Annotated in this window: 21 protein-coding genes; 5 read left to right on the top strand and 16 right to left on the bottom strand. The window is 72.0% G+C overall.

All coding sequences use genetic code 11. The annotated features are described in order from the left end of the window. Positions 1-66 precede the first annotated feature (66 nt). From EJF31_RS07740 to pdxH, 4 genes are read right to left on the bottom strand one after another with little or no spacing between them, the layout of a single operon-like run. Entirely contained in the window at positions 67-2,025 is a 1,959-nt protein-coding gene (locus EJF31_RS07740) for an ABC transporter ATP-binding protein (RefSeq protein ID WP_125036515.1), read from the bottom strand. Further along, positions 2,022-3,755, bottom strand: a complete 1,734-nt coding sequence (locus EJF31_RS07745; protein ID WP_125036516.1) for an ABC transporter ATP-binding protein — start codon at positions 3,753-3,755, stop codon at positions 2,022-2,024. Before EJF31_RS07745 ends, EJF31_RS07740 begins: the two co-directional genes overlap by 4 nt. Next, positions 3,755-4,387 (bottom strand): TetR/AcrR family transcriptional regulator, encoded by a 633-nt coding sequence (locus EJF31_RS21795; protein ID WP_221767494.1) that lies wholly within the window; start codon positions 4,385-4,387, stop codon positions 3,755-3,757. Before EJF31_RS21795 ends, EJF31_RS07745 begins: the two co-directional genes overlap by 1 nt. Positions 4,388-4,447: 60 nt before the next feature. After that, the gene (gene pdxH / locus EJF31_RS07755; RefSeq protein ID WP_125036517.1) at positions 4,448-5,086 is read right to left on the bottom strand and encodes a pyridoxamine 5'-phosphate oxidase; all 639 of its coding nucleotides are present in this window, start codon (positions 5,084-5,086) and stop codon (positions 4,448-4,450) included. 122 nt (positions 5,087-5,208) lie between these two features. Between pdxH and EJF31_RS07760 the strand changes: the two genes are divergently transcribed. Both EJF31_RS07760 and EJF31_RS07765 read left to right on the top strand, forming a co-directional pair. Beyond that, positions 5,209-6,312 (top strand): citrate synthase 2, encoded by a 1,104-nt coding sequence (locus tag EJF31_RS07760; RefSeq protein WP_125036518.1) that lies wholly within the window; start codon positions 5,209-5,211, stop codon positions 6,310-6,312. Further along, positions 6,288-6,881 carry a GNAT family N-acetyltransferase gene (locus EJF31_RS07765; protein ID WP_221767495.1) on the top strand — a complete coding sequence of 198 codons (594 nt, stop codon included), beginning with the start codon at positions 6,288-6,290 and terminating at the stop codon, positions 6,879-6,881. Before EJF31_RS07760 ends, EJF31_RS07765 begins: the two co-directional genes overlap by 25 nt. Before the next feature lies 1 nt (position 6,882). On the opposite strand, the gene EJF31_RS07770 is transcribed toward EJF31_RS07765, so the two are convergent. After that, positions 6,883-7,458, bottom strand: coding sequence for a hypothetical protein (locus tag EJF31_RS07770; RefSeq protein WP_125036519.1), 576 nt, complete (start codon positions 7,456-7,458; stop codon positions 6,883-6,885). A gap of 94 nt (positions 7,459-7,552) precedes the next feature. Here EJF31_RS07770 and EJF31_RS07775 point away from each other — a divergent pair, with 94 nt between their 5' ends. Next, complete coding sequence (locus EJF31_RS07775; RefSeq protein ID WP_221767496.1) at positions 7,553-8,188, top strand: class I SAM-dependent methyltransferase; 636 nt, start codon at positions 7,553-7,555, stop codon at positions 8,186-8,188. Here EJF31_RS07775 and EJF31_RS07780 read toward each other — a convergent pair. Next, entirely contained in the window at positions 8,134-8,631 is a 498-nt protein-coding gene (locus EJF31_RS07780) for a GNAT family N-acetyltransferase (protein WP_125036520.1), read from the bottom strand. The genes EJF31_RS07775 and EJF31_RS07780 overlap by 55 nt on opposite strands. A 50-nt stretch (positions 8,632-8,681) precedes the next feature. Here EJF31_RS07780 and serC point away from each other — a divergent pair, with 50 nt between their 5' ends. Next, on the top strand, positions 8,682-9,794 hold the full coding sequence (gene serC, locus EJF31_RS07785) for a phosphoserine transaminase (protein ID WP_221767562.1): 1,113 nt from the start codon (positions 8,682-8,684) through the stop codon (positions 9,792-9,794). 508 nt (positions 9,795-10,302) lie between these two features. On the opposite strand, the gene EJF31_RS07790 is transcribed toward serC, so the two are convergent. Then, positions 10,303-10,797 (bottom strand): macro domain-containing protein, encoded by a 495-nt coding sequence (locus EJF31_RS07790; protein ID WP_125036522.1) that lies wholly within the window; start codon positions 10,795-10,797, stop codon positions 10,303-10,305. A gap of 42 nt (positions 10,798-10,839) precedes the next feature. On the opposite strand from EJF31_RS07790, the gene EJF31_RS07795 reads away from it, so the two are divergent. Continuing rightward, a complete protein-coding gene (locus tag EJF31_RS07795) occupies positions 10,840-12,153 on the top strand; it encodes a PP2C family protein-serine/threonine phosphatase (protein ID WP_221767497.1) in 1,314 nt (437 codons plus the stop codon). A 4-nt stretch (positions 12,154-12,157) separates the two neighbouring features. Here the strand turns inward: EJF31_RS07795 and EJF31_RS07800 are convergent, their stop codons facing one another. From EJF31_RS07800 to EJF31_RS07840, 9 genes are all read right to left on the bottom strand, one after another. Next, on the bottom strand, positions 12,158-13,162 hold the full coding sequence (locus EJF31_RS07800; RefSeq protein WP_125036524.1) for a DNA topoisomerase IB: 1,005 nt from the start codon (positions 13,160-13,162) through the stop codon (positions 12,158-12,160). Between the two features lie 51 nt (positions 13,163-13,213). Further along, on the bottom strand, positions 13,214-14,179 hold the full coding sequence (locus tag EJF31_RS07805; protein WP_125036525.1) for a hypothetical protein: 966 nt from the start codon (positions 14,177-14,179) through the stop codon (positions 13,214-13,216). Continuing rightward, positions 14,172-15,395, bottom strand: a complete 1,224-nt coding sequence (locus tag EJF31_RS07810; RefSeq protein WP_307718969.1) for an SAM-dependent methyltransferase — start codon at positions 15,393-15,395, stop codon at positions 14,172-14,174. The genes EJF31_RS07805 and EJF31_RS07810 overlap by 8 nt, the downstream gene beginning before the upstream one ends. Before the next feature lie 82 nt (positions 15,396-15,477). Then, a complete protein-coding gene (locus EJF31_RS07815) occupies positions 15,478-18,273 on the bottom strand; it encodes an FAD-binding and (Fe-S)-binding domain-containing protein (protein WP_373994693.1) in 2,796 nt (931 codons plus the stop codon). After that, complete coding sequence (locus tag EJF31_RS07820) at positions 18,270-19,544, bottom strand: hydroxyacid-oxoacid transhydrogenase (RefSeq protein WP_125036526.1); 1,275 nt, start codon at positions 19,542-19,544, stop codon at positions 18,270-18,272. The genes EJF31_RS07815 and EJF31_RS07820 overlap by 4 nt, the downstream gene beginning before the upstream one ends. Positions 19,545-19,606: 62 nt before the next feature. Continuing rightward, on the bottom strand, positions 19,607-20,506 hold the full coding sequence (locus EJF31_RS07825) for an NUDIX domain-containing protein (protein WP_125036527.1): 900 nt from the start codon (positions 20,504-20,506) through the stop codon (positions 19,607-19,609). A 4-nt stretch (positions 20,507-20,510) separates the two neighbouring features. Beyond that, entirely contained in the window at positions 20,511-21,314 is an 804-nt protein-coding gene (locus EJF31_RS07830) for a 1-acyl-sn-glycerol-3-phosphate acyltransferase (protein WP_125036528.1), read from the bottom strand. A 176-nt stretch (positions 21,315-21,490) separates the two neighbouring features. Then, positions 21,491-22,768: a geranylgeranyl reductase family protein gene (locus EJF31_RS07835; RefSeq protein WP_307718970.1), complete on the bottom strand. Its 1,278-nt coding sequence runs from the start codon at positions 22,766-22,768 to the stop codon at positions 21,491-21,493. An 80-nt stretch (positions 22,769-22,848) separates the two neighbouring features. Next, positions 22,849-26,730, bottom strand: coding sequence for a DNA-directed RNA polymerase subunit beta' (locus EJF31_RS07840; RefSeq protein ID WP_125036529.1), 3,882 nt, complete (start codon positions 26,728-26,730; stop codon positions 22,849-22,851). Positions 26,731-26,804 lie beyond the last annotated feature (74 nt).

Below are 26,804 nucleotides of genomic sequence, written 5' to 3' on the forward strand. Positions count from 1 at the left end.
TTCCCGTGTCCCACCACGGTAGGTGTCCCCGGTCGTCGCATCAAGGCATTTGTCTGCGGCAGTCGCTCACGCCACCGCCGCCGCGAACTGCGCGTTGTACAGCCGCGCATAGGCACCGTCGGCGGCCAGGAGCGACTCGTGGGTGCCCTGCTCGACGATCGCGCCGTCCTCCATCACCAGGATCAGGTCGGCGTCGCGGATGGTGGAGAGCCGGTGCGCGATGACGAACGACGTCCGGTCGGTGCGCAGGGCCGCCATGGCGTGCTGCAGCAGCAGCTCGGTGCGGGTGTCGACCGACGACGTGGCCTCGTCGAGGATCAGCAGCTCCGGCGAGGCCAGGAAGGCCCGGGCGATGGTGACCAGCTGCCGCTCGCCGGCGGACAGGTTGGAGCCGTCCTCGTCGATGTGGGTGTCGTAGCCGTCGGGCAGCGAGTGCACGAACCGGTCCACGAACGTCGCCCGCGCCGCCTCGAGGATCTGCTCCTCGGTCGCGCCCGGGCGCCCGTAGGCGATGTTGTCGCGGATCGTCCCGGCGAACAGCCAGGTGTCCTGCAGGACCATCCCGATCTGCGAGCGCAGTGCCGAGCGCGGCATCGAGGCGATGTCCACGCCGTCGAGGGTGATCCGGCCGCCGGTCACCTCGTAGAACCGCATGACCAGGTTGACCAGCGTCGTCTTGCCCGCACCGGTCGGCCCGACGATCGCGACGGTCTGGCCCGGCGCGGCCACCAGCGACAGGTCCTCGATCAGCGGCGTCGCCTCGTCGTAGGAGAACGACACATGCTCGAAGCGCACCTCGCCGTGCCGCGCCCCGGGCACCGCGGCGGCCCCGGTCAGCTCGGTCGACTGCTCGTCGGCGTCGAGTAGCTCGAAGACCCGCTCGGCCGACGCGACGCCCGACTGCAGCAGGTTGGCCATCGAGGCGACCTGCGTGAGCGGCTGGGTGAACTGGCGGGAGTACTGGATGAACGCCTGTACGTCGCCCAGCGACATCGACCCGTTGGCGACCCGGAGCCCGCCGAGGACGGCGATGACGACGTAGTTGAGGTTCCCGACGAACATCATCACCGGCATGATCAGTCCGCTGACGAACTGCGCGCCGAAGGACGCCTCGTAGAGCCGCTCGTTCTCGGCGTCGAAGGTCGCCTCGACCTCGCGCTGCCGGCCGAACACCTTGACCAGCGCGTGGCCCGAGAAGGTCTCCTCGATGTGCGCGTTGAGGGTGCCGGTACGGCGCCACTGCTCGACGAACATGCCCTGCGAGCGCTTCATCACCGCGCGGGTGACCAGCATCGAGATCGGCACCGAGACCAGCGCGACCAGCGCCAGCACCGGCGAGATCCAGAACATCATCGACAGCACCGCGAGCACGGTCAGCAGCGAGGTGAGCAGCTGGCTCATCGTCTGCTGCAGGGTCTGGCTGATGTTGTCGATGTCGTTGGTGACCCGGCTCAGCAGCTCACCGCGCGGCTGCCGGTCGAAGTAGGACAGCGGCAGCGCGTTGACCTTGTCCTCGACCTCGGCGCGCATCCGCAGCACGGTGCCCTGCACGACGTCGTTGAGCAGGTAGCCCTGCAGCCAGGCCAGCAGCGAGGCGGCGACGTACACCCCGAGCACGAGCAGGAGCACGTCGGCCACCGCGCCGAAGTCGACGCCCTGGCCCGGCGTCAGGTCCATCGAGGACACCATCGAGGCGAACCGGTCGTCGCCCCGCTGGCGGAGCGCCTCGACGGCCTGCGCCTTGGTGACCCCGGCGGGGAGCCGCTGGCCGATCAGGCCGGCGAAGATCAGGTCGGTCGCCTTGCCGAGGATGCGCGGGCCGATCGCGGACAGGAACACGCTGACCACGGCCAGCCCGACCACGGCGATCGCCTTGGGCTTGTCGGGCGCCATCCGCGAGACGAGCCGCTTGGCCGACGGCTTGAAGTGGGAGGCCTTCTGGCCGACCATGCCGCCGCCGAACGGGCCGCGGCCCGGACCCGGTCCGGCCTGGATCCGCTCGGTCTCCTTGAGCGTGCCGCTCATGCCGCCTCCTCCGCGCTCAGCTGGGACTGGACGATCTCCCGGTAGGTCTCGCACGTCTCGAGCAGCTCGTCGTGCGTGCCGCGGCCGACGACCTGGCCGTCCTCGACGACGAGGATCAGGTCGGCGTCGCGGATGGTCGAGACCCGCTGGGCCACGATCAGCACCGTCGCCTCGCGGGTCACCGGCTTGAGCGCGGCCCGCAACCGGGCGTCGGTGGCGAGGTCGAGGGCGGAGAAGGAGTCGTCGAACAGGTAGATCTCGGGCTTGCGCACCAGGGCCCTCGCGATCGCGAGCCGCTGCCGCTGGCCGCCGCTGACGTTGGTGCCGCCCTGGGCGATCGGGCTCTCCAGCCCCTCGGGCATCGCCGCGACGAAGTCGCGACCCTGCGCGATCTCCAGCGCCGCCCACAGCTCCTCGTCGGTGGCGTCGGGGTTGCCGTGACGCAGGTTGGACGCGACGGTGCCTGAGAAGAGGTAGGCCTTCTGCGGCACCAGCCCCAGCACCGACCACAGCAGGTCGGGGTCGAGGTCGCGGACGTCCTCCCCGTCGACGAGCACCCGGCCGCCGGTGACGTCGAAGAGCCGCGCCACGAGGTTGACCATCGTGCTCTTGCCGGCGCCGGTCGACCCGATGACGGCCACCGTCTGGCCCGGCTGGGCCTCGAAGGACACCCGTCGTACGACGGGGACGTCGGCGCCCGGGTAGGTGAACTCGACGTCCTCGAACCGCAGCGTGCCGTGCTCGACGACGTGCTGGACCGGCGCGGCCGGCGGCACGACGGAGGTCGCGGTGTCGAGGACCTCCATGATCCGGTCGGCGCAGACGGCCGAGCGCGGCACCATCATCAGCATGAAGGTCGCCATCATCACCGACATCAGGATCTGCACGAGGTAGGCCAGGAAGGCCGTCAACGCGCCGACCTGCATGTCGCCGTTGGCCACCCGGTGGCCGCCGAACCACAGCACCGCCACCGAGGAGACGTTGAGGATCAGCATCACGGTGGGGAACATCGTGGCCAGCCAGCGCCCGGCCCGCACCGCCACGACCGTGAGGTCCTGGTTGGCGGCCGCGAAGCGCTCGGTCTCGTGCGGCTCGCGGACGAACGCGCGGACCACGCGGACACCGGTGATCTGCTCGCGGAGCAGCCGGTTGACCTCGTCGATGCGCTCCTGCATGACGCGGAAGCTCGGCACCATCCGGGTCACGATGAACGCCACCGACGCGAGCAGGGCCGGGATGGCCAGCGCGAGCAGCCAGGACAGGCCGAGGTCCTCGCGCATCGCCATCACGACGCCGCCGACCATCATGATCGGCGCCGCCACCATGAGCGTGCACGACATCAGCACGAGCATCTGCACCTGCTGGACGTCGTTGGTCTCGCGGGTGATCAGGCTCGGGGCGCCGAAGTGCTGCACCTCGCGCTGCGAGAACGACCCCACCCGCTGGAAGATCTCGGACCGTACGTCGCGGCCGAAGCCCATCGCCGTCCGGGCGGAGAACCACACGGCGGCGACCGAGCAGCCGATCTGCAGCATCGCCACGGCGAGCATCACGCCGCCGGTGCGCAGGATGTAGTGGACGTCGCCCTGGGTGACGCCCTTGTCGATGATGTCGGCGTTGAGGCTGGGCAGGTAGAGCGCGGCGACCGTGCCGGTGAACTGCAGCAGCACGACCAGCGCGAGCAGGCCCTTGTAGGGCTGGAGGTAGGTGCGGACGAGGCGGATCAGCATCAGTGGTTCCCTGGCTCGGCGATGCCCCTGAGGACGACGTCGGCGACCTCGTCGGGGGTGAAGGGGTGTTCGGAGAACGGCATGCCCGGGTGCCAGGCGCCGAAGACCAGGCTGCGCAGGACCAGGGCTGCCGTGGCGGGCGCGACCCGCAGCTCGGCGGCGTGCGGCTCGAAGAGCACCTCGGTGAGGTTGCGCATCAGCTGGCGGTTGGACTCCACGATGAAGGGCGGCGGGCCGGGCTTCTCGTGCTTGGCGTGCTTGTCGGGACCCTCGGCCATGAAGACCGACCGCAGCGCCATCATCACGAGCATGCCCTGCTCCATCCGGGCCACGAGCCGCTCCACGACCAGCACCATCTGGGCCCGCAGGTCGTCGGTGCCGGCGAGGTAGGCCGCCATCTCCTCGCGACCGCCCGGCGGGTTCATCACCTGCTCCGCCACGGTCATGAACAGCTCGCGCTTGTCCTTGAAGACCCGGAAGATCGTGCCCTCCGCGATGCCCGCGGCCTCGGCGATCTCCTTGGTCGTCACCGTGCCGCCCTGCTGGGCCAGCAGCGGCACGGTCGCGGCCACGATCGCGTCGCGCCGCTCGTCGGGCGACATCGGCCGCGCCCGCTCACCTCGGGGAGTCATGCCCGATATCGTAAGTGAGTGAGTGCTCACTCACAAGCGGATTGCGGGATAGTCCGTCACCTACGGCGCCAACCGCTCCGTCCGCCACCCGTCGGGCGTACGCCGGTAGACCAGCCGGTCGTGCATGCGCCCCGGCCGCCCCTGCCAGAACTCCACCGCCTCGGGGCGGACGAGGTAGCCACCCCACTCGTCGGGGACCGGCACGTCGTCGGGCTCGGGGAAGCGGGCCGTCACGTCGTCGTACGCCGCGGACAGCTCCTCGCGGCCGGCCACGACGCTCGACTGGTGCGACGCCCAGGCGCCGAGCCGCGAGCGGCGCGGGCGGGAGGCGAAGTAGGCCTCGACGTCCGCCCGCGGCAGCGGGTCGGCGACCCCGTCGACGCGGACCTGGCGCTCCAGCGGGTGCCAGGGGAAGAGCAGCGAGCAGGCCGGGTTGGCCGCGAGCTCCTGGCCCTTGCGCGACCCGGTGTTGGTGAAGAAGACGAAGCCGGCGGGCGAGACGCCCTTGAGCAGCACCATCCGCGACGACGGCGCCCCGGATGCGGAGACCGTGGCGACGACCATCGCGTTGGCGTCGTACACCCCGGCCTCGACCACCTCGCGCATCCACCGGTCGAACATCGTAAACGGGTCGGGTGCCAGGTCGGACTCGACCAACCCGGCCCGGGAGTACTCGTTGCGGAGCGAAGCCAGGTCCATGAGGAGGACGCTACCGACCCGATCCTGTCGCTCGGGCGCCTGCGGGTGCAGAATGCCTGCGGCACATGTTCCCGAGCGGTAACCCTCCGCTCGACGCCCCGAGATCAAGGAGTCGCGCGCGCATGACTGAGGTACACCACGGACTCGAAGGTGTCGTTGCGTTCGAGACGGAGATCGCCGAGCCCGACAAGGAGGGCTCCGCCCTCCGCTACCGCGGCGTCGACATCGAGGACATCGTCGGCCGCGTGCCGTTCGAGAACGTCTGGGGCCTCCTCATCGACGGCGAGTACCAGCCCGGCCTGCCGCCCGCCGAGCCCTACAACATCCCGATCCACACCGGCGACGTCCGCGCCGACGTCCAGGCCGGCGTGGCCATGCTCGCGCCGATGCTCGGCATGAAGCAGACCTACGACATCTCCGACGAACAGGCCCGCCTCGACCTGAGCCGGGTCGCGGTCATGGTCCTCTCGTACGCCGCCCAGGCGGCCCGCGGCCTCGGCCAGCCGATCGTCCCCCAGAGCGAGGTCGACCAGGGCCACACGCTCGCCGAGCGCTTCATGATCCGCTGGAAGGGCGAGGCCAACCCCCTCCACGTCCAGGCGATCGACGCCTACTGGTCCTCCGCCGCCGAGCACGGCATGAACGCTTCGACGTTCACCGCCCGCGTCATCACCAGCACCGGCGCCGACGTCGCCGCGGCCTTCTCCGGCGCGATCGGCGCGATGAGCGGCCCGCTCCACGGCGGCGCCCCGTCGCGCGTGCTCGGGATGATCGCCGACGTCGAGGAGACCGGCGACGCCACGGCGTACGTCAAGGGGCTGCTCGACAAGGGCGAGCGACTGATGGGCTTCGGCCACCGCGTCTACCGCGCCGAGGACCCGCGCGCCCGCGTCCTCCGCCGTACGGCGCGCGAGCTCAACGCCCCGCGCTACGAGGTCGCCGAGGCGCTCGAGCAGGCCGCGCTGGCCGAGCTCCGCGAGCGCCGTCCCGACCGCGTGCTCGAGACCAACGTGGAGTTCTGGGCGGCCATCGTCCTGGACTTCGCCGAGGTGCCGGCCAACATGTTCACCTCGATGTTCACCTGCGCCCGCACGGGCGGCTGGTCGGCCCACATCCTGGAGCAGAAGAAGACCGGCCGGCTGATCCGCCCGTCGGCCATCTACACCGGGCCGGCGGCGCGCAAGGCCGACGAGGTCACCGGGTGGAAGGCCGAGTGGGCGGGCTGAGCCCCGACCTCCCCACGCTGCACACCGACCGCCTGACGCTGGTCCCGGTCGCGGACGAGCACCTCGCCTTCCTGGTCGCGCTGAACGCCGACCCGGAGGTGATGGCGTTCATCCGGGGGCGGGCGGCCACGCCCGAGGAGACACTCGTCGAGTGGGACCAGCGGCGCGGCCCGCAGAGCGACGTCGCCCGCGGGCTGGGCTACTGGGTCGGCTTCACCGGCGACGGGTCCGCCGGGGAGTTCGTCGGCTGGTGGTCGGCCTCGTCGTTCGCCGCCGACCCCTCCGTCGCGGGCCTGGGCTACCGCCTGCGCCGCGCGGCGTGGGGCCGCGGCCTCGCCACCGAGGGCGCGCGGGCGACCGTGGACCAGGCGTTCGGGGTGCCGGGCGTCGAGCGGGTCCTCGCCTCGACGATGGCGGTCAACACCGCCTCCCGTGCCGTGCTCGCCCGCGTCGGCCTGCGGCACACCGACTCCTGGGTCCAGGAGTGGGAGGAGCCCGTCCAGGGCTGGGAGCAGGGCGAGGTGCTCTACGAGATCAGCCGCGCTGAGTGGGCAGCAGCCCAGACCTGAGTCAGCCCTGATCGAGCCGGCCCTCGAACCAGCTGGTCAGGCCCTTGCCGCCCTTGCGGGTCAGCGAGATGTGCAGGTGGTTGCGGTGCCGCAGCGTCTTGGAGCACTTCGTCCTGGTCTTGCAGCTGCTGCTCAGGTAGGGCTCGGCGCGGTAGCCGTCCCACGCGGAGTACATGTGGTCCGACCAGATCCAGTACATGATCCCCATCCGCCGCGCCCACGCGTCGGTGTTGCCGTGGGAGTCGGTGCGGCGCACTCGCTCCATGAACGCCTTCGCGATGGCGCGGTCGTGGTCGCTGCCGGCGTCGAGGGACCAGTCGAAGGCCCGGCCCTCCTTGTGCTCCGACGTGCCCCCCGAGCCGCACGGCCGGGAGATCCCGCCGAACGCCCCGCCGTACTTCCGCACCAGCCAGTGGCCGAGGTAGACGGTGCCGGGCTTCGCCTTGGGTGAGCACTTCGTCTGCGGCTGGTAGTGCGGGTAGTCCTCGGGCGAGGCGCCGGCGACGGCCGGCGCGGCCAGGGCGAGGGTGAGGGCGACGAGCAGGACGCGGACGGTGCGGCCGAGCAGTGTGGTCATGAGGGGGCTCCCGAGTGAGTCGAACAGCCATCGAGGCTAGGTCGCCCGTGCGCGTCTGTCCGGGGAACCCGAGCGCCCGTGATCGGATGGTGATGTGACCGACGAGTACGACCTGGACGAGCAGCGGGACATCTGGGACGCCGAGGCCGCGGCCTTCGACGAGGCCCCCGACCACGGCCTGCGCGACCCGGCCGTGCGGCAGGTCTGGCGCGAGCTGCTGCTGCGCAACCTGCCCGAGGCCCCCGGCCGGGCCGCCGACCTCGGCTGCGGCACCGGCACCCTCTCGCTGCTGCTCGCCGACGCCGGGTGGAGCGTCGACGGCCTCGACCTCTCCCCCGAGATGGTCCGCCTCGCCCGCACCAAGGCCGGCTCGCGCACCGACGTCTCCTACGTCGAGGGCGACGCCTCGGCCCCGCCGTTCGAGGCCGGCGCCTACGACGTCGTCCTGTGCCGCCACGTGCTGTGGGCGCTGCCCGACCCCGTCGACGCGCTGCGGCGCTGGGAGGCGCTGCTCGCGCCGGGCGGCCGCCTGCTCCTGGTCGAGGGTCGCTGGTTCAACGGGGCCGGGCTGGCCGCGCGCGAGACCGTCGAGCTGCTCGCCTCCGTCGGGCGCCAGGCAGACCTGACCCTGCTGCCGGAGCCGGCGTACTGGGGCCGGGAGATCACCGACGAGCGCTACCTCGTGGTCAGCCGCTTCCCGAAGCAGCGGGAGAGCGGCTCGTCCCTGTAGTAGCCGAAGCCGGGCACCGGCTCGTAGCCCGAGGAGGTGTAGAGCGCGATCGCCTCGGGCTGCTTCATGCCGGTCTCGAGGACCAGCACGTCGATGCCGGCCGCGCTCGCGGTCGCCTCGAGGTGGGCGAGCACCGCGCGCGCCACGCCCGCCCCACGCGCCGACGGCACGACGTACATCCGCTTGATCTCGGCGGCGTCGCTCGCGTCCAGCGCGCGCACGGACGTACGCCGCCAGGCGCCCGTCGCAACCGGCTCGCCGTCGCCGTAGGCGACGTAGAAGCTGCCCAGCGGTGGCTCGAACATCGCGTGGTCGAGGGGGGTGTCGTCGGGGCCGCCGTAGCGCTGGACGTACTCCGCCTGGACCTCGTCGATCAGCCGCATCGCGTCCGGCTGGCCGTAGGCCACGCGACGGATCTCGAGCAGCGCCGGGGTGACGGGCATCTGGACTCCTCCCGGGGTGGCCCGAATCGGGGTGCCAGAATAGGGGGGTGCTGACGATCCCCGCCGACCTGCTCCCCGCCGACGGGCGTTTCGGCGCGGGTCCCTCGAAGATCCAGACCGGCCACCTCGACGCGCTCGCCGCGACCGGCGCGTCGCTGATGGGCACCTCCCACCGGCAGGCCCCGGTCCGCGACCTCGTGGGCCGCGTGCGGGACGGGCTCGCGTCGCTGTTCGACCTGCCCGAGGGCTACGAGGTCGTGCTCGGCAACGGAGGCGCGACGGCGTTCTGGGACGTGGCGACCTTCGGCCTGATCCGGGAGAAGAGCCAGCACCTGTCCTTCGGCGAGTTCACCTCGAAGTTCGCCAAGGCCGCCGCCGACGCCCCGTGGCTGGCCGAGCCGTCGGTGCTCAAGGCCGACCCCGGCTCGCGCTCCGTGGCCGTGGCCGAGGAGGGCGTCGACGCCTACGCCTGGGCCCACAACGAGACCTCGACCGCGGTGATGGCACCGGTGCGCCGCCCCGCCGGCACCTCCGCCGACGAGGCGCTGGTGCTGATCGACGCGACGTCCGGCGCGGGCGGGCTGCCCGTCGACCTGACCGAGTCGGACGTCTACTACTTCGCTCCGCAGAAGTGCTTCGCCTCCGACGGCGGCATCTGGATCGCGATCATGTCGCCGGCCGCCCTGGCCCGGGCCGACGAGATCGCCGCCAGCGGGCGGCACATCCCCGCCTTCTTCGACCTCCCGACCGCGATCGACAACTCGCGCAAGAACCAGACCTACAACACCCCGTCGGTCGCGACCCTCTTCCTGATGGCCGAGCAGCTCGACTGGATGAACGCCTCCGGGGGCCTGCCCGGCATGGTCGAGCGGACCACCGCCTCCTCCGACGCGCTCTACGGCTGGGCCGAGAAGACGTCGTACACCACGCCGTACGTCGCGGACCCCGACCACCGCTCGCTCGTGATCGGCACCATCGACTTCGACGAGGCGATCTCGGCCGACGCCGTCGCGGCCACGCTGCGCGCCAACGGCGTCGTCGACACCGAGCCCTACCGCAAGCTCGGGCGCAACCAGCTGCGGATCTCGATGTACCCCGCCGTCGACCCCGCCGACGTCGAGGCACTCACCGCCTGCATCGACTACGTGGTGGAGCACGCCTGACCCCGGCGCGCGGGTCCCGGTGGGGTGCGCCGCCTCCCCGCCCCAGGCGCACACCAAGGACATTCAACTGCTGGTGTGCGCTCTGTTCGATTCTGGGCGCCCATCGGGTCCGATCCACTGTCAGGATCGAACACCACGCACACCACCGGCCTGCTGACGCGCCCCTGCCCGGAGCGGTGAGGAGTCAACCGTTCCTGGCACGGCGTCCCCGGTCAGCGGTGAGGTTTGAACCTTCCGTCGCAGTGGTTCGGTTGATGACTCACCACTACCGCCGCCACCGGCAACAATTCGGTTCACAGCCCACCGTTCAAGGCGCCCGCGCATGCGGGCGGCGCGGGCGAAGCCCGTGCCGGCAAGCGCGCCGCTCGGCCGACCGTCCGGGTCCCGGAGTCAAGGACGGCCGCAGGCCGCCGCGGAGCGGACCGAGCGCAGCGAGGTTCCTTGACGCCGGGAGACGGTCGGCCACGCGCGCGGGCGCCACATCCGGCCCAAGAACTCAGCCAAGGACTCAGCCCAGTGCCGCCAGCATCAGCTCGTACGTCGCCCCGTCGAACGCCACCAGCCGGGCCTCGGCCACGGCGGTGTCGACCGCCCGGAACGTCTCGAGGGCGGCGGCGATCGCGTCGTCCTTGGGCCAGCCGTAGACCCCGGCGCTGACCAGCGGGAACGCCACCGATCCGGCGCCGAGCTCGTCGGCGACCTCCAGCGCGCGGCGGTAGCAGGACGTGAGCAGGCCGCGGTCGGTCTGGCCGGCCGTGCGGTTGGGGCCGACGACGTGGATCACCCACGTGGCCGCCATCTCCCCCGCCGTCGTCCAGCCGGCGTCGCCGGTGGCCAGCCCGTGCGGGAAGCGGGCGACGCAGTCGGCCAGCACGGCCGGGCCTCCGGCCCGGTGGATGGCGCCGTCGACACCGCTCCCGCCGCGCATCCGGTTGTTGGCCGCGTTCACGACGGCATCGACCTGCTGGCGGGTGATGTCCCCCTGGACCACCGTGATCTCCATGGACCCGACGCTAGCCCGACCCCCGGCCCTATGCTGCGAAAGGTGAGGCCGACAGGAGGGCTGGGAATCGTGGCGGGCGTGCTCGACGCGGCTGAGGCCGCGTCCCCGGTCGAGGCCGTCGAGGCCGTCACGCGTGAGTTCGGACTCGCCCTCGGTGCCTCCAGGATCTCCTTCCTCATCGCCGACCTCTCCGGGCGGGCCCTCGTGCGGCTCGCCCACGTCCGGCTGGAGGCCGACGACGGGGCCGAGACCCCCGACCCGCTCGGGCGCAACGAGCGCCGGTCCCTCGAGGAGTCAGCAACGGTCCTTCCCTTCGACGGGGGACCGGCCGAGCAGGCGGTGCGCTCCCAGCAGGTGCGGGTGGTGGCGCCCGGCCAGCCGGGGGCCGAGGCCGAGGACCTGAGCCTGTGGCGCGTGCTGGCCCCGGTGACCGAGCGTGGCGAGGTCATCGGACTCCTCGAGATCGTGCTGCCCCAGGAGCCCTCACAAGAACACGTGGGTGAGATCTCGAGGCTGGCCCACCTGCTGGCCTTCGTGGTGATCGCCAACCGTCGCCACACCGACCTCTACGAGTGGGGACAGCGCACCCGTCCCTTGAGCCTGTCCGCCGAGATCCAGCACCGACTGCTTCCCGGCCCCCAGACGTGTGAAGCAGGGTCCTTCACGCTCGCGGGGTGGCTGGAGCCGGCGGCGGGCATCGCCGGGGACACCTTCGACTTCAGCCTGGCGCGCGACCTGCTGCACCTGTCCCTCACCGACGCGATGGGACACGGCGTCGCGGCAGCCCTCACCGCCACGCTGTGCGTGGGCAGCCTGCGCAACGCGCGCAACCAGGGTGCTTCCCTCCTCGAGCAGGTCACCTCGACCAACGCTGCGCTGACCGAGCACGCCGAGCAGATCGGGCTCGAGGACTTCGTCACCGGCCTGATCGGCCGCGTCGACCTGCGCACGGGGTCGATGGAGCTGGTCAACGCGGCCCACGTCGCGCCGTACCTCGCACGCGGACCGCACGTGCGCACCCTCGACCTGACCGTGGACCTCCCCCTCGGCCTGTTCCCCGGCACCACCTACAACGGCAACCAGCTGACCCTGGAGCCGGGCGACCGCATCGTCTTCGTCACCGACGGCATGCTGGAGCGCAACGCCGTCGACGTCGACCTCGCCCGCGAGATCGCGCAGACCCGCGGACTGCACCCGCGCGAGGCGGTCCGGGCGCTCGCCGACCGGGTGCTCGAGGCCACCGGGCAGGCGTTGAGCGACGACGCCACGGTCCTGTGCCTCGACTGGCACGGCCACCACGGGCGGGACCGCGACAGCGCCCACGGGGCCGACCGGGTGCGCGCCAGCGACGGATGAGCGACTACGCCGCCGTCAGCAGCCGCAGCGTCGCGCGCTCGAGGGCCGCCTGCCGGGCGTCGGGGGTGTCATGGCTCCGCCGGGTGGTGCCCCGGATCGTCCGGCCCTGCTCGTAGGCCTCGATCACGCGCGGGTCGACGTACGACGACCGCGCCAGCGTGGGCGTGTTGCCGAGGAACGACGCGACCTCCTTCATCGCGCCCGACACCGCACGCTTGCGGGACGCCTGGGTCTCCCCCGGCTCGTCGGTCTCCGCGAGGGCGGCGGCCGCCAGCACGGTCGCGTGCCAGGTCCGGAAGTCCTTCGCGGTGGCCTCGAGTCCGGTGCTCGCGCGGACGTACTCGTTGACCAGCGCCGGCAGCATCGACCGCCAGGAGCGCCCGTCCTTGTAGGACAGCAGCCGCAGGTCCTGCCCGCGCCGGCGCCGCATGATGTCGATCGCCTCGATCACCACGGCGTCGTCGATCTCGATGCGGTGGTCGACGCCGGACTTGCCGGTGAACGTGAAGACCAGCCGGTCCTGCCGGCGTCGCACGTGGCGCCGCTCGAGCGTGGTCAGGCCGAAGCTGCCGTTGGTGTCGGCGTAGACGTCGTTGCCGATCCGGAAGTAGCCGAGGTCCAGCAGGCGTACGGCGGCCGCGCAGGCCCGCTCCAGCGGCATCCCCTCGCGCCCGAGGTCGGTCAGGACGAGCTCGCGCGCCCGGGTCAGCCCCTTGCCGAACTCCAGCATCCGGTCGAACTTTTCCGCGTCCCGCCGGGCCCGGAAGTCCGGGTGGTAGAGGTACTGACGCCGCCCGGCGTCATCGGTGCCGACGGCCTGGAGGTGACCGTTGGGCCACGGGCAGATCCACACGTCCTCCCACGCGGGCGGGATCACCAGGTCCCGCGCGCGTTGGGCGTGCTCCTCGGGGAGCCGGCCGCCGTCCTCGTCGAGGTAGACGAAGCCCCGGCCGGCACGACGACGGGTCCAGCCGGGCTGGTCGGGCGAGGAGCGACGGGTCCGCGGCATGGCCGGGAGCCTAGCCAGCGCGACCAAGGTCGCGGCTCACCCGCAGGAGGGTCAGCGCGGCCGCAGCGAGCGCAGCAGCACGACCAGGGCGGCGACGCCGATGCCGCCGGTGAGCAGCCACGGCCAGACCGGCCGGTCGTCGACCCGGATGCCGATGGACCGGTCGGGCACCCCCGGTGAGGGTGACGGCGGTGCGGTGGCCGCGGACGGCGGCGTGAGGGCGTCACGCACCTCGGCCGGCAGCGAGACCCGCAGCACCGGCTCGTGCTGGCCCTCGGAGCTGACGAAGAGCGTGCCGCGGGCGTCGACCGCGATCCCCTCGCCCTGGTCCTGCACCGGGAGCCGGAACTCCCCGACCTTCTCCATCGAGGGGAAGGCGTAGACGACGGCCATCGAGTAGTCGCGCAGCACGAGGTGCCGGCCGTCGGGGAAGAACGCCCCGTCGGTCGCGATGGGCAGCACGTCCCCCACGGCCCTCAGCCGGTTGGGCGAGGTGGCCGAGAGGTGCTTCGGCACGGCGTACAGCCGACCGCCGAAGACATCCTTGGTCGCGACGTAGACCCGGCCGGTGCGCGGGTCGGACAGCAGCGTCTCGGCGTTGTGGGCGCGGTCCGGGTAGACCAGCTCGTACGCCGGCTCGTCGACCGTCGCGTCGGCGGCCCCGACCGGGATGCGGGTGATGCTGACCGAGTCGCGGTCCTCGCCGTTGTCGCCGATGTCGCCCACCCAGACGTGGCCGGGCCCGGCCGGCGCGAGCGCCTCGACGTCGACGGGGTCCGGCGACCAGTGCGTGACCCCGACGGTGCGGCCGGTGGCCGGGTCGACCGCGAACACGCGCCCGGAGTCACCCGAGTCGTTGCTGGTCAGGAACAGACCGTCCTGCACGACCAGCGCGCTGGACTCGATGATCTCGGGGTCGGCGAACGTGAAGGCCGTCGTGCCGTGGGTGCCGGACGAGGAGACCGTCCCGAGCAGGAACGGCACCGCGGCCAGGACGCCGAGGATCCGGTCAGCCATGGCCCGGGAGCTCGGCGAGCAGCTCGGCCAGCCGCGGCCGGATCGCCCAGGTGGCGACGAGGTCGTCGTACTCCTTGCGCACGCCGCCGCCCTTGACCGGCGCCCCCGTCCGGACGGCCCGGAGCATGGTGTTGCGCGGGGTGTGCTGGCTCTCGACGAACTGCACCACGTCGACGCGGTAGCCCTCGATCCGCAGCAGCGAGGCCCGCAGCCCGTCGGTGAGCGTGTCCGCGAGGCGCTCGCGGAGGATGCCGTGGCGGGTGAGCATGGCGTAGGGGGCGGGGGTCGGGGCCTTGCGGAGCTGCGCGGCGATGTCGTGGTGGCAGCACGGCGCGGCCAGCACCAGCTGGGCCTCCCACCCGACGGCGCGGGCGAGCGCCTCGTCGGTGGCGGTGTCGCAGGCGTGCAGGGCCAGCACCACCTCGGGCGCCCGGTCGAGCTGGGCACCGGAGATCGAGCCGACGACGAACTGCGCGTCCACGCCGAGGTCGGAGGCGACCTTGCTGTTGTGCTCGCGGGACTGCTCCTTCACGTCGACGCCGGTGACGACGACGGGCAGCCCGCGGACGGAGGTCAGGAAGCGCTGGGCGGCGAAGGTCAGGTAGGCGTTGCCGCAGCCGAGGTCCACGATCCGCAGCGGCTCGTCGACGGTGGGCGTGCGGAGCTGACCCTTGGCCATCGCCTCGGTGACCGAGGCGTCGAGCAGCCGCAGGAACTCCTCGACCTGGCGGTACTTCGCCTGCCGGCTCGGCTTCAGCCGTCCCTGTGCGTCGGTGAGCCCGATCGCCCGGAAGACCGGGTCGTCCTCGGCGAGCAGCCGCTCCTTGTCGCGGTCGTGGCCGCGGTCGACCTCGACCTCCTCGGCGCGCTCGGTGGTGTGCAGCATCGCCTCGAGCTTCTTGGTCACCCGGACCTGGTGGCTCTGGGTCGTGGTCTCGACGTGCCAGTTGGCGAACGGCTCGTCCAGCAGCCCGTCGACGGCGTCCCGCGCCTCGTCCCCCACCGAGTGGTTGGAGGTGTGCGCCTGGGTCTCGTCGTACGCCGTGACCTGCAGGTGGCGGCCGGCCTTGAGGTCGACGTAGCGCAGCTCGACGCGCTTCCAGCGGGTCTGCTGGCCCTTCTGGCGCCCGGAGGCGACGGCCTTGACCAGCGTCTCGGGGTCGAGCAGGTGGACGCGCATCTTGGCGAGCACACGCAGGAGGGGTTCAGCACTCACTTGTTGACCACCGAGGCGATGATGACGAGCAGGAGCAGTGCCACCAGGGCCACCGGGATGACGAGGCGGCGATGGCGGGGATTCACGCGTCGAGTCTAGAAGCCAGCAGCTCGGCGAGGTGCATCGCGGGCACACCCGCGAGGTCGTCGAGCTGGACCCGGCACGACATCCCGTCGGCGAGGACCACCGCGTCGGGGTGGGCGCGGACCGTGGGCAGCAGGTGCGTCTCGGCGACCGCGACCGACACCTCGTAGTGGCCCTTCTCCATGCCGAAGTTGCCCGCGAGGCCGCAGCAGCCGGCCACCCGGGTGACCGTGGCGCCGGCCCGCTTCAGCAGCGCCTCATCGGCCGACCAGCCCAGGATCGCGCTCTGGTGGCAGTGCGGCTGGGCGACGACCTCGACGCCGGTCAGGTCCGGCGGCGTCCAGTCGAGCCGGGTCAGCAGCTCGGCGAAGGTCAGCACCCCGCCGGCGACCTGGGCCGCCCGGGGGTCGGCGGTCAGCTCGACCGCGTCGCTGCGCAGCGTGGCCAGGCAGGACGGCTCGAGGCCGACGACGGGGACGCCGCTGGCGACGTACGGCGCGAGCGTGGCGAGGGTTCGCTCCATGATCGAGCGGGCCTTGTCGAGCTGGCCGGTCGTCACCCAGGTCAGGCCGCAGCAGGCGTCCTCGGAGATGACCCGCACGGTCAGGCCGGCCGCCTCCAGGACCCGGATCGCGGCGTGGCCGGACTGGGGCAGGAAGTGGTCGGTGAACGAGTCGGCCCAGATCCACACGTCCGGGGTCCCTCGGTGGTCGAGCTTGTCGAGACCCTTGCGCAGGGTGGTCGGCGCGAACGCCGGGATGGAGCGTCGCTGGTCGATGCCCCCGGCGGCGCGGGCCAGGGCCGCGAACGGCTTGACCTTCAGCATCCGGTTGGCGAGCGGCGCGACGGGCGCGGTCAGCGCCGCCCACTGCGGCAGCCGCCCGAGCGTGTAGTGGCTGCGGGGGCGGCGGCGGCCGGCGTACTGCTGGTGCAGGGCCTCGGCCTTGTAGGTCGCCATGTCGACGCCCGTGGGGCAGTCCGACGCGCAGCCCTTGCAGGCCAGGCAGAGGTCCAGCGCCTCGCCCACGGCCGGGTCGGCCAGGCCACCGACGAGCTCGCCGTCGAGGGCCTCCTGCAGCACCCGCGAGCGTCCGCGGGTGGAGTCCTTCTCGTCACGGGTCGCGAGGTAGGAGGGGCACATGACGCCGGTCGTCTTGGGAGCCACGCACTTGCCGACGCCCGTGCAGCGGTGCACGGCGTTGCCCATCGCGCCGCCGTCGTGCACGAACTGCAGGCCGGGCCTGACCCGCTGCCGCGGCCGGACCGGACGCAGGTCGGCGTCGAGCGGCGCGGGGTCGACGATGTTGCCGGGGTTGAGCAGGTTGTCGGGGTCACAGATCGCCTTGGCAGCCGCGAACAGCCGCAGCGACTCCGCGTCGTACATCAGCGGGAGCAGCTCGGACCGGGCACGGCCGTCGCCGTGCTCACCGGACAGCGAGCCGCCGTAGTCGCGGAGCTTGTGGGCGCAGGCGGTCAGGAAGTCGCGGAAGACCCGGCGGCCGCGGTCCTCGTCGCCCCCGTGCTCGAAGGGGAAGTCGATGCGGACGTGCACGCAGCCGTCGCCGAAGTGGCCGTAGGGCACCCCGTCGAGGTCGTGCGCGGCGAGCAGCTCGTCGAAGTCGCGCAGCCACGCGCCGAGGTGCTCGGGGGGCACGGCGGCGTCCTCCCAGCCGGAGTAGGCCGGGCTCGCGAGGCTGCGGGCGGCCAGGCCGGCGCCGTCCTCGCGGATCCGCCACAGCGCCGCGGACTCGCCGGCGTCGGAGACGACCCGGCTCTCCAGGGCACCGGCGGCGGCCACGAGCTGGGCGGCGATCGCGTCGGCGCCCTCCCCCGCGACCTCGGCGAAGAGCCAGCCGGCGCCGCGCGGCAGGTCGGGGACGGCGTTGCCCTTGGCCCGGACCAGGTCGACGATGCGTGCGTCGAGGCCCTCGCAGGCGATCAGCCGGGTGCCGGCGCTGGCGAGCAGGGCGGGTACGGCGTCGGCCGCCTCCGCCATCGACGGGTAGCCGAGCACGACGAGCAGCCGGTCGGGCTCGTCGACGACGAGGTCGACGGTCGCCTCGAGGACCAGCGCGAGGGTGCCCTCGGAGCCGACGAGGAAGCGGTCGAGGCGACGGCCCCGCTCGGGCAGCAGGTGCTCGAGGGAGTAGCCGCTGACCTGCCGCGAGAAGCGGCCGAACTCGGTGCGGACGTGGCCGAGGTGGCCGTCGACGAGGTCGTTCAGCCCGACGCCGACGGCGCCCGGCCCGTCCGTGAAGGGACCGGTGGTGGCGACCTCGCCGGTCCCGAAGGCGACCCGCATGCCCGCGACGTTGTCGACGGTGCGGCCGTAGCCCAGGGCCCGCGAGCCGCACGCGTTGTTGCCGATCATCCCGCCGATCGTGCAGCGGGTGTGCGTCGAGGGGTCCGGGCCGAAGCGCAGCCCGTGCGGGGCGGCGGCGCGCTGGAGGTCGGCGTGCACGACCCCGGGCTGGACGCGGGCGGTGCGGGTCTCCGGGTCGATGGCGAGGACGTGGTTGAGGTGCTTGAGGGTGTCCACCACGATGCCGGGGCCGACGGCGTTGCCGGCGATCGACGTACCGGCTCCGCGCATGGTGACCGGCACGCGCAGGGTGCGGGCGACGTCGAGGATCGCGAGCAGCTCGTCGGCGTGCCGGGGCCGGGCCACCGCCTGGGGGACGACGCGGTAGAGCGAGGCGTCCGAGGAGTAGAGCGCGCGGGTGAGCGTGGAGTCGGAGACGTCGTCGACGCCGCGGCGGCGCAGCTCGCCGACCAGGTCCTGCGCGTGGTTCACCAGTGCTCCATCGAGCCGCGGAAGACCGCGGCCAGGTCGTCGTCGGTCACGGGTCGGGGTGCGGTGGCGAGCAGCCGCTGCTGCTTGAGCGAGCCCTCGACGAGGTCGTCCACGTCGGCGTCGCCGAAGCCCACCTCGGCCAGCCCGTTGGGGATCCCGATGTCGCGCATCAGGGTGCTCAGGACGCGCGGGAGCACGTCCGGGCCGTCGCCCTCGGCGGCCGGGTCGAGCAGCCGGGCGGCGTGCAGGTGCCGCTCGGGCGCGGCCTCGAAGGTGAAGCGGAAGGCCTCGGGCGCGGTCAGCGAGACGGCCATGCCGTGCGGCACGATCGCCTCGTCGTCGGGGTAGCCGGCCGGACGGTAGTCGCGGACCCGGCCCGCGATCGGGTAGGCGTTGGCGTGCGGGATGTGGACGCCGGCGTTGCCGAAGCCGAGCCCGGCGAACGTCGCGGCCATCGCCATCTGCTCCCGGGCCCCGCTCACCCCCGTCAGGTCGCCGCCCTCCCGCACCGCGCTGCGGAACGCCCCGGCGAGCAACGACAGTGCCTTCTCCGACCACATGTCCGCGATCGGGTTGGCGCCGCAGTAGGGCACCCGCTGCTCGGGCTGCTTGGCGTCGAAGTCGGCGAACCAGCGGGCGGTGTAGCTCTCGAGCGCGTGGCACAGGATGTCCATGCCGGAGGCCGCGGTGACCAGCGCCGGCTGGCTGACGGTGAGTGCCGGGTCGACCACGGCCAGGGTCGGACGCAGGCGCGCGTGGCTGATGCCGGTCTTGACCTTGAGCGCGAGCACGTCCAGCACGCAGATCGTGGTGCTCTCGGCGCCGGTGCCGGTGGTCGTCGGCACGGCCACGAGGGGCAGCAGCGGCTTCGTCGGCGCGAGCGCCTTGCCGACCGGCGCGTTGATGTAGTCCATGAGCTCACCGGGATTGGTGGTGAGCAGGTTGACGGCCTTGGCGGTGTCGATCGACGACCCGCCCCCGACCGCGAGGATCGCGTCGAAGGGGCCCTCCGCGCGGGCGAAGTCGATGGCCAGCCGCATCGAGTCGTCGGTCGGCTCGACCCGCACCCCGTCGAAGGTCACGACCTCCACGCCGCGCGCCGCCACCTGCTCGGCGATCCGCGCGGGGTGGCCCGTGGCGGCCACGCCGGCGTCCGTGACGAGCAGGACCCGGCGGGCGCCGTACTGGACGAGGTCGTGGCCGACCTCGGCGGAGGCCCCGATCCCGAACTTGAGCGCGGGAGCCGCGTAGGTGAACACCGTCTCGCTCATGCCCCCAACCTAACGGGCCGTGCGGTGGCCCCGGGACCGCCGACGAGGTCCGGACAGCACCGTCAGCCGCGATCCGACCGTCGCGATGCGCGGACCTCGAGGGCGTGCCGGACCAGGTCCAGCACCTCGACGGCGCCCGAGGCGACGTCGGCGAGCGGCACCCACGCGACCGCGTCGGTCGTCCCGCCGACCTCGACCACGCGCGGCTCGGCATCGTCGGCGACGGTGCCCTCGAAGAGGAGGTGCACCCCGTGGAAGTCCTCGTCCCGCCCCGAGGGAGCGGTGCCGCCGAAGTGCAGGTCGTGGACGTCGAGCAGCTCCCCGACCGCGCAGGCCACCCCGCACTCCTCGAGCACCTCGCGCTCGAGCGCGGCGCGGGGGGCCTCGCCGTGGTCGATGCCGCCGCCCGGCAACGTCCAGGCGCCGGTGTGGAAGCCCTGCGGCGAGATCCGGGTGAGGAGCACGGTGTCCTCGCGGGTCACCAGGGCGTACGCCGCGATCCGCTGCTTGCGGTGCGGCCGGTGGTCGGCCAGCGCCTCGGTGACCAGCCCGACGACCGGCACGGTCCCGTCCAGCACGTCCGCGACCTTCACCCAGGCCGCCTCCGACGTCGACCCGTCGACCTCCACCACGTGCGGTTCGGGGGCGTCCAAGGCCACCCACCCGTCGTACACGATGCGCAGCGAGTGGGCATCGACGCCGCGGCCGTCCCGGCGGGTCCGAGGCTGGTGGAAGGAGTAGACGTGCGCGGTCTCGCCGACCTGCGCGTCGAGGCCGGTCTCCTCGTGGATCTCGCGGACCACCGCCTCGCGCGGGTCCTCGCCGTGGTCCAGCCCGCCACCGGGCAGGGTCCACAGCTCCTCGCTGGTCACCCGCTCCGCGAGGCGGCTCAGCAGGATCCGGTCCTCGCGGAGGATGACGGCGTACGCCGCGACCCGCTGCCGCTTCGGGTAGGTGCCCACGGGCTCAACCTATCCGGGCCGGATCCGGCAGCGGCGGCCCCCAGGTCGGCCTGACCGCGCTGCGGGGCACGTCGTCGTAGAGCAGCGCCTCCCGGCGGTCCGGCGCGTGCCCCCCGAGGTGCGCGGGATACCAGGGGGCGTACTCCCCCGCGCGGGGTCGGTGCACCGGAAGCCGCTGCACCGACTCCAGCATCCCGGTGAGCCGCTCGCCCAGGTCCCGGGTCGTGGCGACCAGGTCCGCGTCGCGCGACACGGCGATCGGCTCGCCGAAGCGGACGTCGACGGTGCGCCCGCGCCGGAGGTCGGGCCGCGGCTCCCTGCCGTCGACGCGCCGGCCCACGCTCGCGAGCCGCTGGCTGCCCCAGACGACCACGGGCACGATCGGGACCCCGGTCTCCCGGGCCAGCGCGGCCACACCGGGCATCATCGAGCGCACCGCGTAGCTGTAGGAGATCCCGGCCTCCGGGAACCCGCACACCGCCTCGCCCTCGGCGAGCAGCGAGCGGGCCCGGAGGTACGCCGCTGCGGCGGCCTCCCTGTCGACGGGGATGTGCCGCATCGAGGTCATCGCGTCGCGCACGACCGGCACGTTCCAGATGTCGTGGCGGCACATGAAGCGCACGTAGCGGTCCCGGCTCAGCGCGGCCCTGCCGATGAAGAGGAAGTCGGGGTAGGAGACGTGGTTGCTCGCCAGCAGCACCGGGCCGCTGGTCGGAAGGTGCTCCTCGCCCCGCCAGCGCGTGGTGATGTCGAGCCCGTACATGGCGGCCCGGCCCAGCGCGATCGTGACTCCGTACCAGCTCGCCATCGTGCGGGAAGCCTAAGGCGTGTCGCCCAAGTCGGTGCGCCTGCTGCGCGTGGTCTCGCATCCGATCTGGCGGCGTTGTCGGCGACTCGACGGGACTCCGTCCCGCCTTCGCACCTCCGCCTTGCCAGATACGGCGCGAAACCACGCTCGCGACGGCGCCGACTTGGGCGACACGCCTAGGCGAAGGGCGGTCGCGCGTCCCGGGCAATCGAGCGCTTGCCGGCCCAGCGCCAGACCCGCGCCGAGCGATCCCGGTCCTCGTCGGTGACCAGGTTGCCCATCCAGCGCAGCGCCAGCGTCATCAGCCAGTCCGAGCGCATGCCGGCCGGGCCCAGCGCGGGCAGCAGTCGCGGCACCGTGACCAGCCCGGCGAGCCGGCGCGCGATCGAGAACGACTCCCCGTAGTGCTCGCGCAGCAGTGCCGGCCAGGCGGCGCCCAGCTCGCGCCCCTCGGACAGCATCTCGGCGACCAGCCGCCCGGTCTCGAGGCCGTAGTCGATGCCCTCGCCGTTGAGCGGGTTCACGCACGCCGCGGCGTCGCCGATCAGCGCCCAGTTGGGCCCCGCGACGTTCGAGACCGCACCGCCCATCGGCAGCAGCGCCGACGTCGGCGCCCGCAGGTCGCCCTCGAGCTCGAACTCCTCACGGCGTTCCTCGGCGTAGTAGCTCATCAGCGGCTTGATCGCGACGTTCGCCGGCCGCTTGGCGGTGGCCAGGGTGCCGACGCCGAGGTTCACCTCGCCGTCGCCCAGCGGGAAGATCCAGCCGTAGCCCGACAGGATCTCGCCCTTGGTCCCCGAGCCTGTCGAGGGGCCGCGCAGCTCGAGGTGGGAGCTGATCCACGGGTCGTCGCTCAGGCCCGAGCGCACGTAGGAGCGTCCGGCCACGCCGTAGACCGTCTCGCGGTGCCACTCCCGTCCGAGCAGCTTGCCCAGCGGCGAGCGGACCCCGTCGGCCACGACCAGGCGCTTGCAGGTCACCTCGAACATCGTCTTGCCGCCCGTGCCCGACCGCTCGAACACCACGGCGGCCACCCGGCCGCCCTCGAGGCGTACGTCGATCGCCCGGGCGCCGTCGACCGCCTGCGCGCCGGCCTTGATCGCCGTCGTGCGCAGGTGGTCGTCCAGCTCGGTGCGGGCCACGGCCGAGCCCCAGTCGGGCAGGGTGCCGCCCGGCCAGGGCAGCAGGAGCGTCTGCCCGAACCCGTGGGCGCGCAGGCCCCGGTTGACCGTGTGCGCGCGCAGCCAGTCCTCCAGGCCCAGCCGCTGCAGCTCCCCGATCGCCCGCGGCGTCAGTCCGTCACCGCACGTCTTGTCGCGCGGGAAGACCTGCGCGTCGGCCAGCACCACGTCCAGTCCGGCCTTCGCAGCCCAGGCCGCGGCCGCCGACCCCGCCGGACCGGCCCCCACCACCAGGACATCGGTCCCCGCAGGCATCCCACTCACGGTCGCCATCCTCTCAGCACCCCGGACATGACGAGACCCCCGCCACCCTTTCGGGCGACGGGGGTCTCGCGTGGATCAGTGCTTCGCGCTCAGTTCTGGTAGGAACCGAAGTCGAAGTCGTCCAGGGCGACGGCCTGACCGGAGCCGGCGTTGCCGAACTCGTAGTCGTAGGAGTCGTAGCCCGTCACGGAGTACGCCGCGGCGCGGGCCTCCTCGGTGGGCTCCACCCGGATGTTGCGGTACCGCTCGAGGCCGGTGCCAGCCGGGATCAGCTTGCCGATGATGACGTTCTCCTTCAGACCGCGCAGCGAGTCCGAACGGCCGTGGATCGCCGCGTCGGTGAGGACGCGGGTGGTCTCCTGGAAGGAGGCCGCCGACAGCCACGACTCGGTCGCGAGCGAGGCCTTGGTGATGCCCATGAGGACCGGGCGACCCGAGGCCGGCTTGCCGCCCTCGGAGACCACGCGACGGTTCTCCTTCTCGAACAGCACGCGGTCGACGAGGTCGGACGGGAGCAGGTTCGTCTCGCCGGACTCGATGACCGTGATCCGGCGCAGCATCTGCCGCACGATGATCTCGATGTGCTTGTCGTGGATGGACACACCCTGCGACCGGTAGACGTTCTGCACCTCGTCGACGAGGTGCTCCTGCGCCTTGCGGACACCCAGGATGCGCAGGACGTCCTGCGGGTCGGGGGTACCGACCGTCAGCATCTGGCCGACCTCGATGTGCTCGCCGTCGGCGACCAGCAGGCGCGAGCGCTTGCTGACGGGGTACTCCTGCACCTCGGAGCCGTCGTCGGGCGTGATGAGGATCTTCCGGGTCTTGTCGGTCTCCTCGATCTCCACCCGGCCGGCGGCCTCGGAGATCGGCGAGCGACCCTTGGGCGAGCGGGCCTCGAAGAGCTCGACCACGCGGGGCAGACCCTGCGTGATGTCGTCTGCGGAGGCCACACCACCGGTGTGGAAGGTACGCATGGTCAGCTGCGTGCCGGGCTCACCGATCGACTGGGCGGCGATGATGCCGACCGCCTCGCCGATGTCGACGAGCTTGCCGGTCGCCAGCGAACGGCCGTAGCACTTCGCGCAGGTGCCGGTCTTGGCGTCACAGGTCAGCACGGAGCGGACCTTGACCTCCTCGATGCCGGCCGCGACGAGCTCGCCGATCTTGACGTCGCCCAGGTCGCCGCCCGCCTCGACCAGCACGTCGCCGGTCTCGGGGTGGGTGACCTCGGTGGCCGCCGAACGGGCGTACGCCGCGGTCTCGGCGTTCTCGTGCTTGACGACCGTGCCGTCCTCACGACGCTCGCCGATCCGCTTGGGCAGACCGCGCTCGGTGCCGCAGTCGTCCTCACGGATGATGACGTCCTGCGAGACGTCCACCAGACGACGGGTCAGGTAGCCCGAGTCGGCGGTGCGGAGCGCGGTGTCGGCCAGACCCTTGCGAGCACCGTGGGTGGAGATGAAGTACTCCAGGACCGAGAGGCCCTCACGGAAGTTCGCCTTGATCGGGCGCGGGATGATGTCGCCCTTCGGGTTGGCCACCAGACCACGCATGGCCGCGACCTGACGGATCTGCATCATGTTTCCGGAGGCACCCGAGTCGACCATCATGAAGATCGGGTTCTTGCGGTCGAAGTTCTTCTCCATGGCCTGGGCCACGTCGTTCGACGCCTGCGTCCAGATCTCGATGAGCTCCTGGCGGCGCTCCTCGTCGGTGACGAGACCACGCTCGAACTGCTTCTGGACCTTCTCGGCCTGCTTCTCGTAGCCGGAGAGGATCTCGATCTTGTTCTCCGGCGTCGTGACGTCGTCGATCGAGACCGTGACACCCGAGCGGGTGGCCCAGTGGAAGCCGGCGTCCTTCAGGGCGTCCAGGGACGCCGCGACCTCGACCTTGGTGTAGCGCTCGGCGAGGTCGTTGACGATCGCGCCGAGGGCCTTCTTGCCCACTTCGTAGTTCACGTAGGGGTAGTCGGCCGGCAGGGTGTCGTTGAAGATCGAGCGGCCCAGGGTGGTGTCGAGGGTCAGCGACTGGCCCTCCTCCCAGTCCGCGCCGAGCTCGAGCTCGAGCGGCGGGACGACGCCCTCGACGCGCAGCTTGATCTGGCTCTGCAGCGAGATCTCGCCCTTGTCGAGCGCCATGATCGCCTCGGCCTGCGAGGAGAAGTGACGCCCCTCGCCCGGCTCGCCGTCGCGGTCGGTGGTGAGGAAGAACAGGCCGATGATCATGTCCTGGGTCGGCATGGTCACGGGGCGACCGTCCGACGGCTTCAGGATGTTGTTCGTCGACAGCATCAGGATGCGGGCCTCGGCCTGCGCCTCCGCGGACAGCGGCAGGTGGACGGCCATCTGGTCACCGTCGAAGTCGGCGTTGAACGCCGAGCAGACGAGCGGGTGGATCTGGATGGCCTTGCCCTCGATCAGCTGCGGCTCGAAGGCCTGGATGCCGAGGCGGTGCAGGGTGGGTGCACGGTTGAGCAGCACCGGGTGCTCGGTGATGACCTCTTCGAGGACGTCCCACACGACCGGACGCGCGCGCTCGACCATCCGCTTGGCGGACTTGATGTTCTGCGCGTGCGAGAGGTCGACGAGGCGCTTCATGACGAAGGGCTTGAAGAGCTCCAGCGCCATCTGCTTGGGCAGACCGCACTGGTGCAGCTTCAGCTGCGGACCCGACACGATGACCGAACGGCCCGAGTAGTCCACGCGCTTGCCGAGGAGGTTCTGGCGGAAGCGACCCTGCTTGCCCTTGAGCATGTCGGAGAGCGACTTCAGCGGCCGGTTGCCCGGGCCGGTGACGGGGCGACCACGACGGCCGTTGTCGAACAGCGAGTCGACGGCCTCCTGGAGCATCCGCTTCTCGTTGTTGACGATGATCTCCGGCGCACCGAGGTCGAGCAGCCGCTTGAGGCGGTTGTTCCGGTTGATCACGCGGCGGTACAGGTCGTTGAGGTCCGAGGTCGCGAAGCGGCCACCGTCGAGCTGCACCATCGGGCGCAGGTCCGGCGGGATGACCGGGACGGCGTCGAGGACCATGCCCTGCGGCTTGTTGCCGGTCTTGCGGAACGCGTCGACGACCTTGAGGCGCTTGAGGGCGCGGACCTTCTTCTGGCCCTTGCCGTTGGCGATGGTGTCGCGCAGCGACTCCACCTCGGCCTCGATGTCGAAGTCCTGGAGGCGCTTCTGGATCGCCGTGGCGCCCATGTGGCCCTCGAAGTACTTGCCGAACCAGTTCTTCATCTCGCGGTAGAGCATCTCGTCGCCCATGAGGTCCTGGACCTTGAGGGACTTGAAGGTGTTCCACACCTCGTCGAGGCGGTCGATCTCGCGCTGCGCGCGGTCACGCAGCTGCTTCATCTCGCGCTCGGCGCCGTCCTTGACCTTGCGGCGCTGGTCGGCCTTGGCACCCTCGGCCTCGAGGGCGGCGAGGTCCTCCTCGAGCTTGCGGGCGCGGTCCTCGATGGACTGGTCGCGGCGCTTCTCGAGGCGCTCGCGCTCCAGGCCGACCTTGCCCTCGAGCGAGGACAGGTCGCGGTGGCGGGCGTCCTCGTCGACGGAGGTGATCATGTACGCCGCGAAGTAGATGACCTTCTCGAGGTCCTTCGGGGCGAGGTCGAGCAGGTAGCCGAGGCGGCTGGGGACACCCTTGAAGTACCAGATGTGGGTGACCGGCGCGGCGAGCTCGATGTGGCCCATGCGCTCACGGCGCACCTTGGACCGGGTCACCTCGACGCCGCAGCGCTCGCAGATGATGCCCTTGAAGCGGACTCGCTTGTACTTGCCGCAGTAGCACTCCCAGTCCCGGGTGGGACCGAAGATCTTCTCGCAGAAGAGGCCGTCACGCTCCGGCTTGAGCGTGCGGTAGTTGATGGTCTCCGGCTTCTTGACCTCACCGTGGCTCCAGGTGCGGATGTCGTCCGCGGTGGCCAGGCCGATCTGAAGCTGGTCGAAGAAGTTCACGTCGAGCACGATGGCTGCAATCCTTCGTTAGAAATTCTGTGTGTGGCTGAGGACTGAGGGGGCCGGCGCGCCCCGGAGGGCGC

Source organism: Nocardioides sp. LS1, assembly GCF_003865225.1.
In the GTDB taxonomy this organism is placed as follows: domain Bacteria; phylum Actinomycetota; class Actinomycetes; order Propionibacteriales; family Nocardioidaceae; genus Nocardioides; species Nocardioides ginsengisegetis.

Excerpts from the sequence above, each read along its gene's own strand:
- EJF31_RS07820 (WP_125036526.1), bottom strand. The coding sequence starts at position 19,544 with ATGAGCGAGACGGTGTTCACCTACGCGGCTCCCGCGCTCAAGTTCGGG.
- EJF31_RS07760 (WP_125036518.1), top strand. The coding sequence starts at position 5,209 with ATGACTGAGGTACACCACGGACTCGAAGGTGTCGTTGCGTTCGAGACG.
- EJF31_RS07805 (WP_125036525.1), bottom strand. The coding sequence starts at position 14,179 with ATGGCTGACCGGATCCTCGGCGTCCTGGCCGCGGTGCCGTTCCTGCTC.
- EJF31_RS07770 (WP_125036519.1), bottom strand. The coding sequence starts at position 7,458 with ATGACCACACTGCTCGGCCGCACCGTCCGCGTCCTGCTCGTCGCCCTC.
- EJF31_RS07745 (WP_125036516.1), bottom strand. The coding sequence starts at position 3,755 with ATGCTGATCCGCCTCGTCCGCACCTACCTCCAGCCCTACAAGGGCCTG.
- pdxH (WP_125036517.1), bottom strand. The coding sequence starts at position 5,086 with ATGGACCTGGCTTCGCTCCGCAACGAGTACTCCCGGGCCGGGTTGGTC.
- EJF31_RS07835 (WP_307718970.1), bottom strand. The coding sequence starts at position 22,768 with ATGGCGACCGTGAGTGGGATGCCTGCGGGGACCGATGTCCTGGTGGTG.
- EJF31_RS07790 (WP_125036522.1), bottom strand. The coding sequence starts at position 10,797 with ATGGAGATCACGGTGGTCCAGGGGGACATCACCCGCCAGCAGGTCGAT.
- EJF31_RS07780 (WP_125036520.1), bottom strand. The coding sequence starts at position 8,631 with ATGCCCGTCACCCCGGCGCTGCTCGAGATCCGTCGCGTGGCCTACGGC.
- EJF31_RS07800 (WP_125036524.1), bottom strand. The coding sequence starts at position 13,162 with ATGCCGCGGACCCGTCGCTCCTCGCCCGACCAGCCCGGCTGGACCCGT.
- EJF31_RS07830 (WP_125036528.1), bottom strand. The coding sequence starts at position 21,314 with ATGGCGAGCTGGTACGGAGTCACGATCGCGCTGGGCCGGGCCGCCATG.
- EJF31_RS07740 (WP_125036515.1), bottom strand. The coding sequence starts at position 2,025 with ATGAGCGGCACGCTCAAGGAGACCGAGCGGATCCAGGCCGGACCGGGT.
- EJF31_RS21795 (WP_221767494.1), bottom strand. The coding sequence starts at position 4,387 with ATGACTCCCCGAGGTGAGCGGGCGCGGCCGATGTCGCCCGACGAGCGG.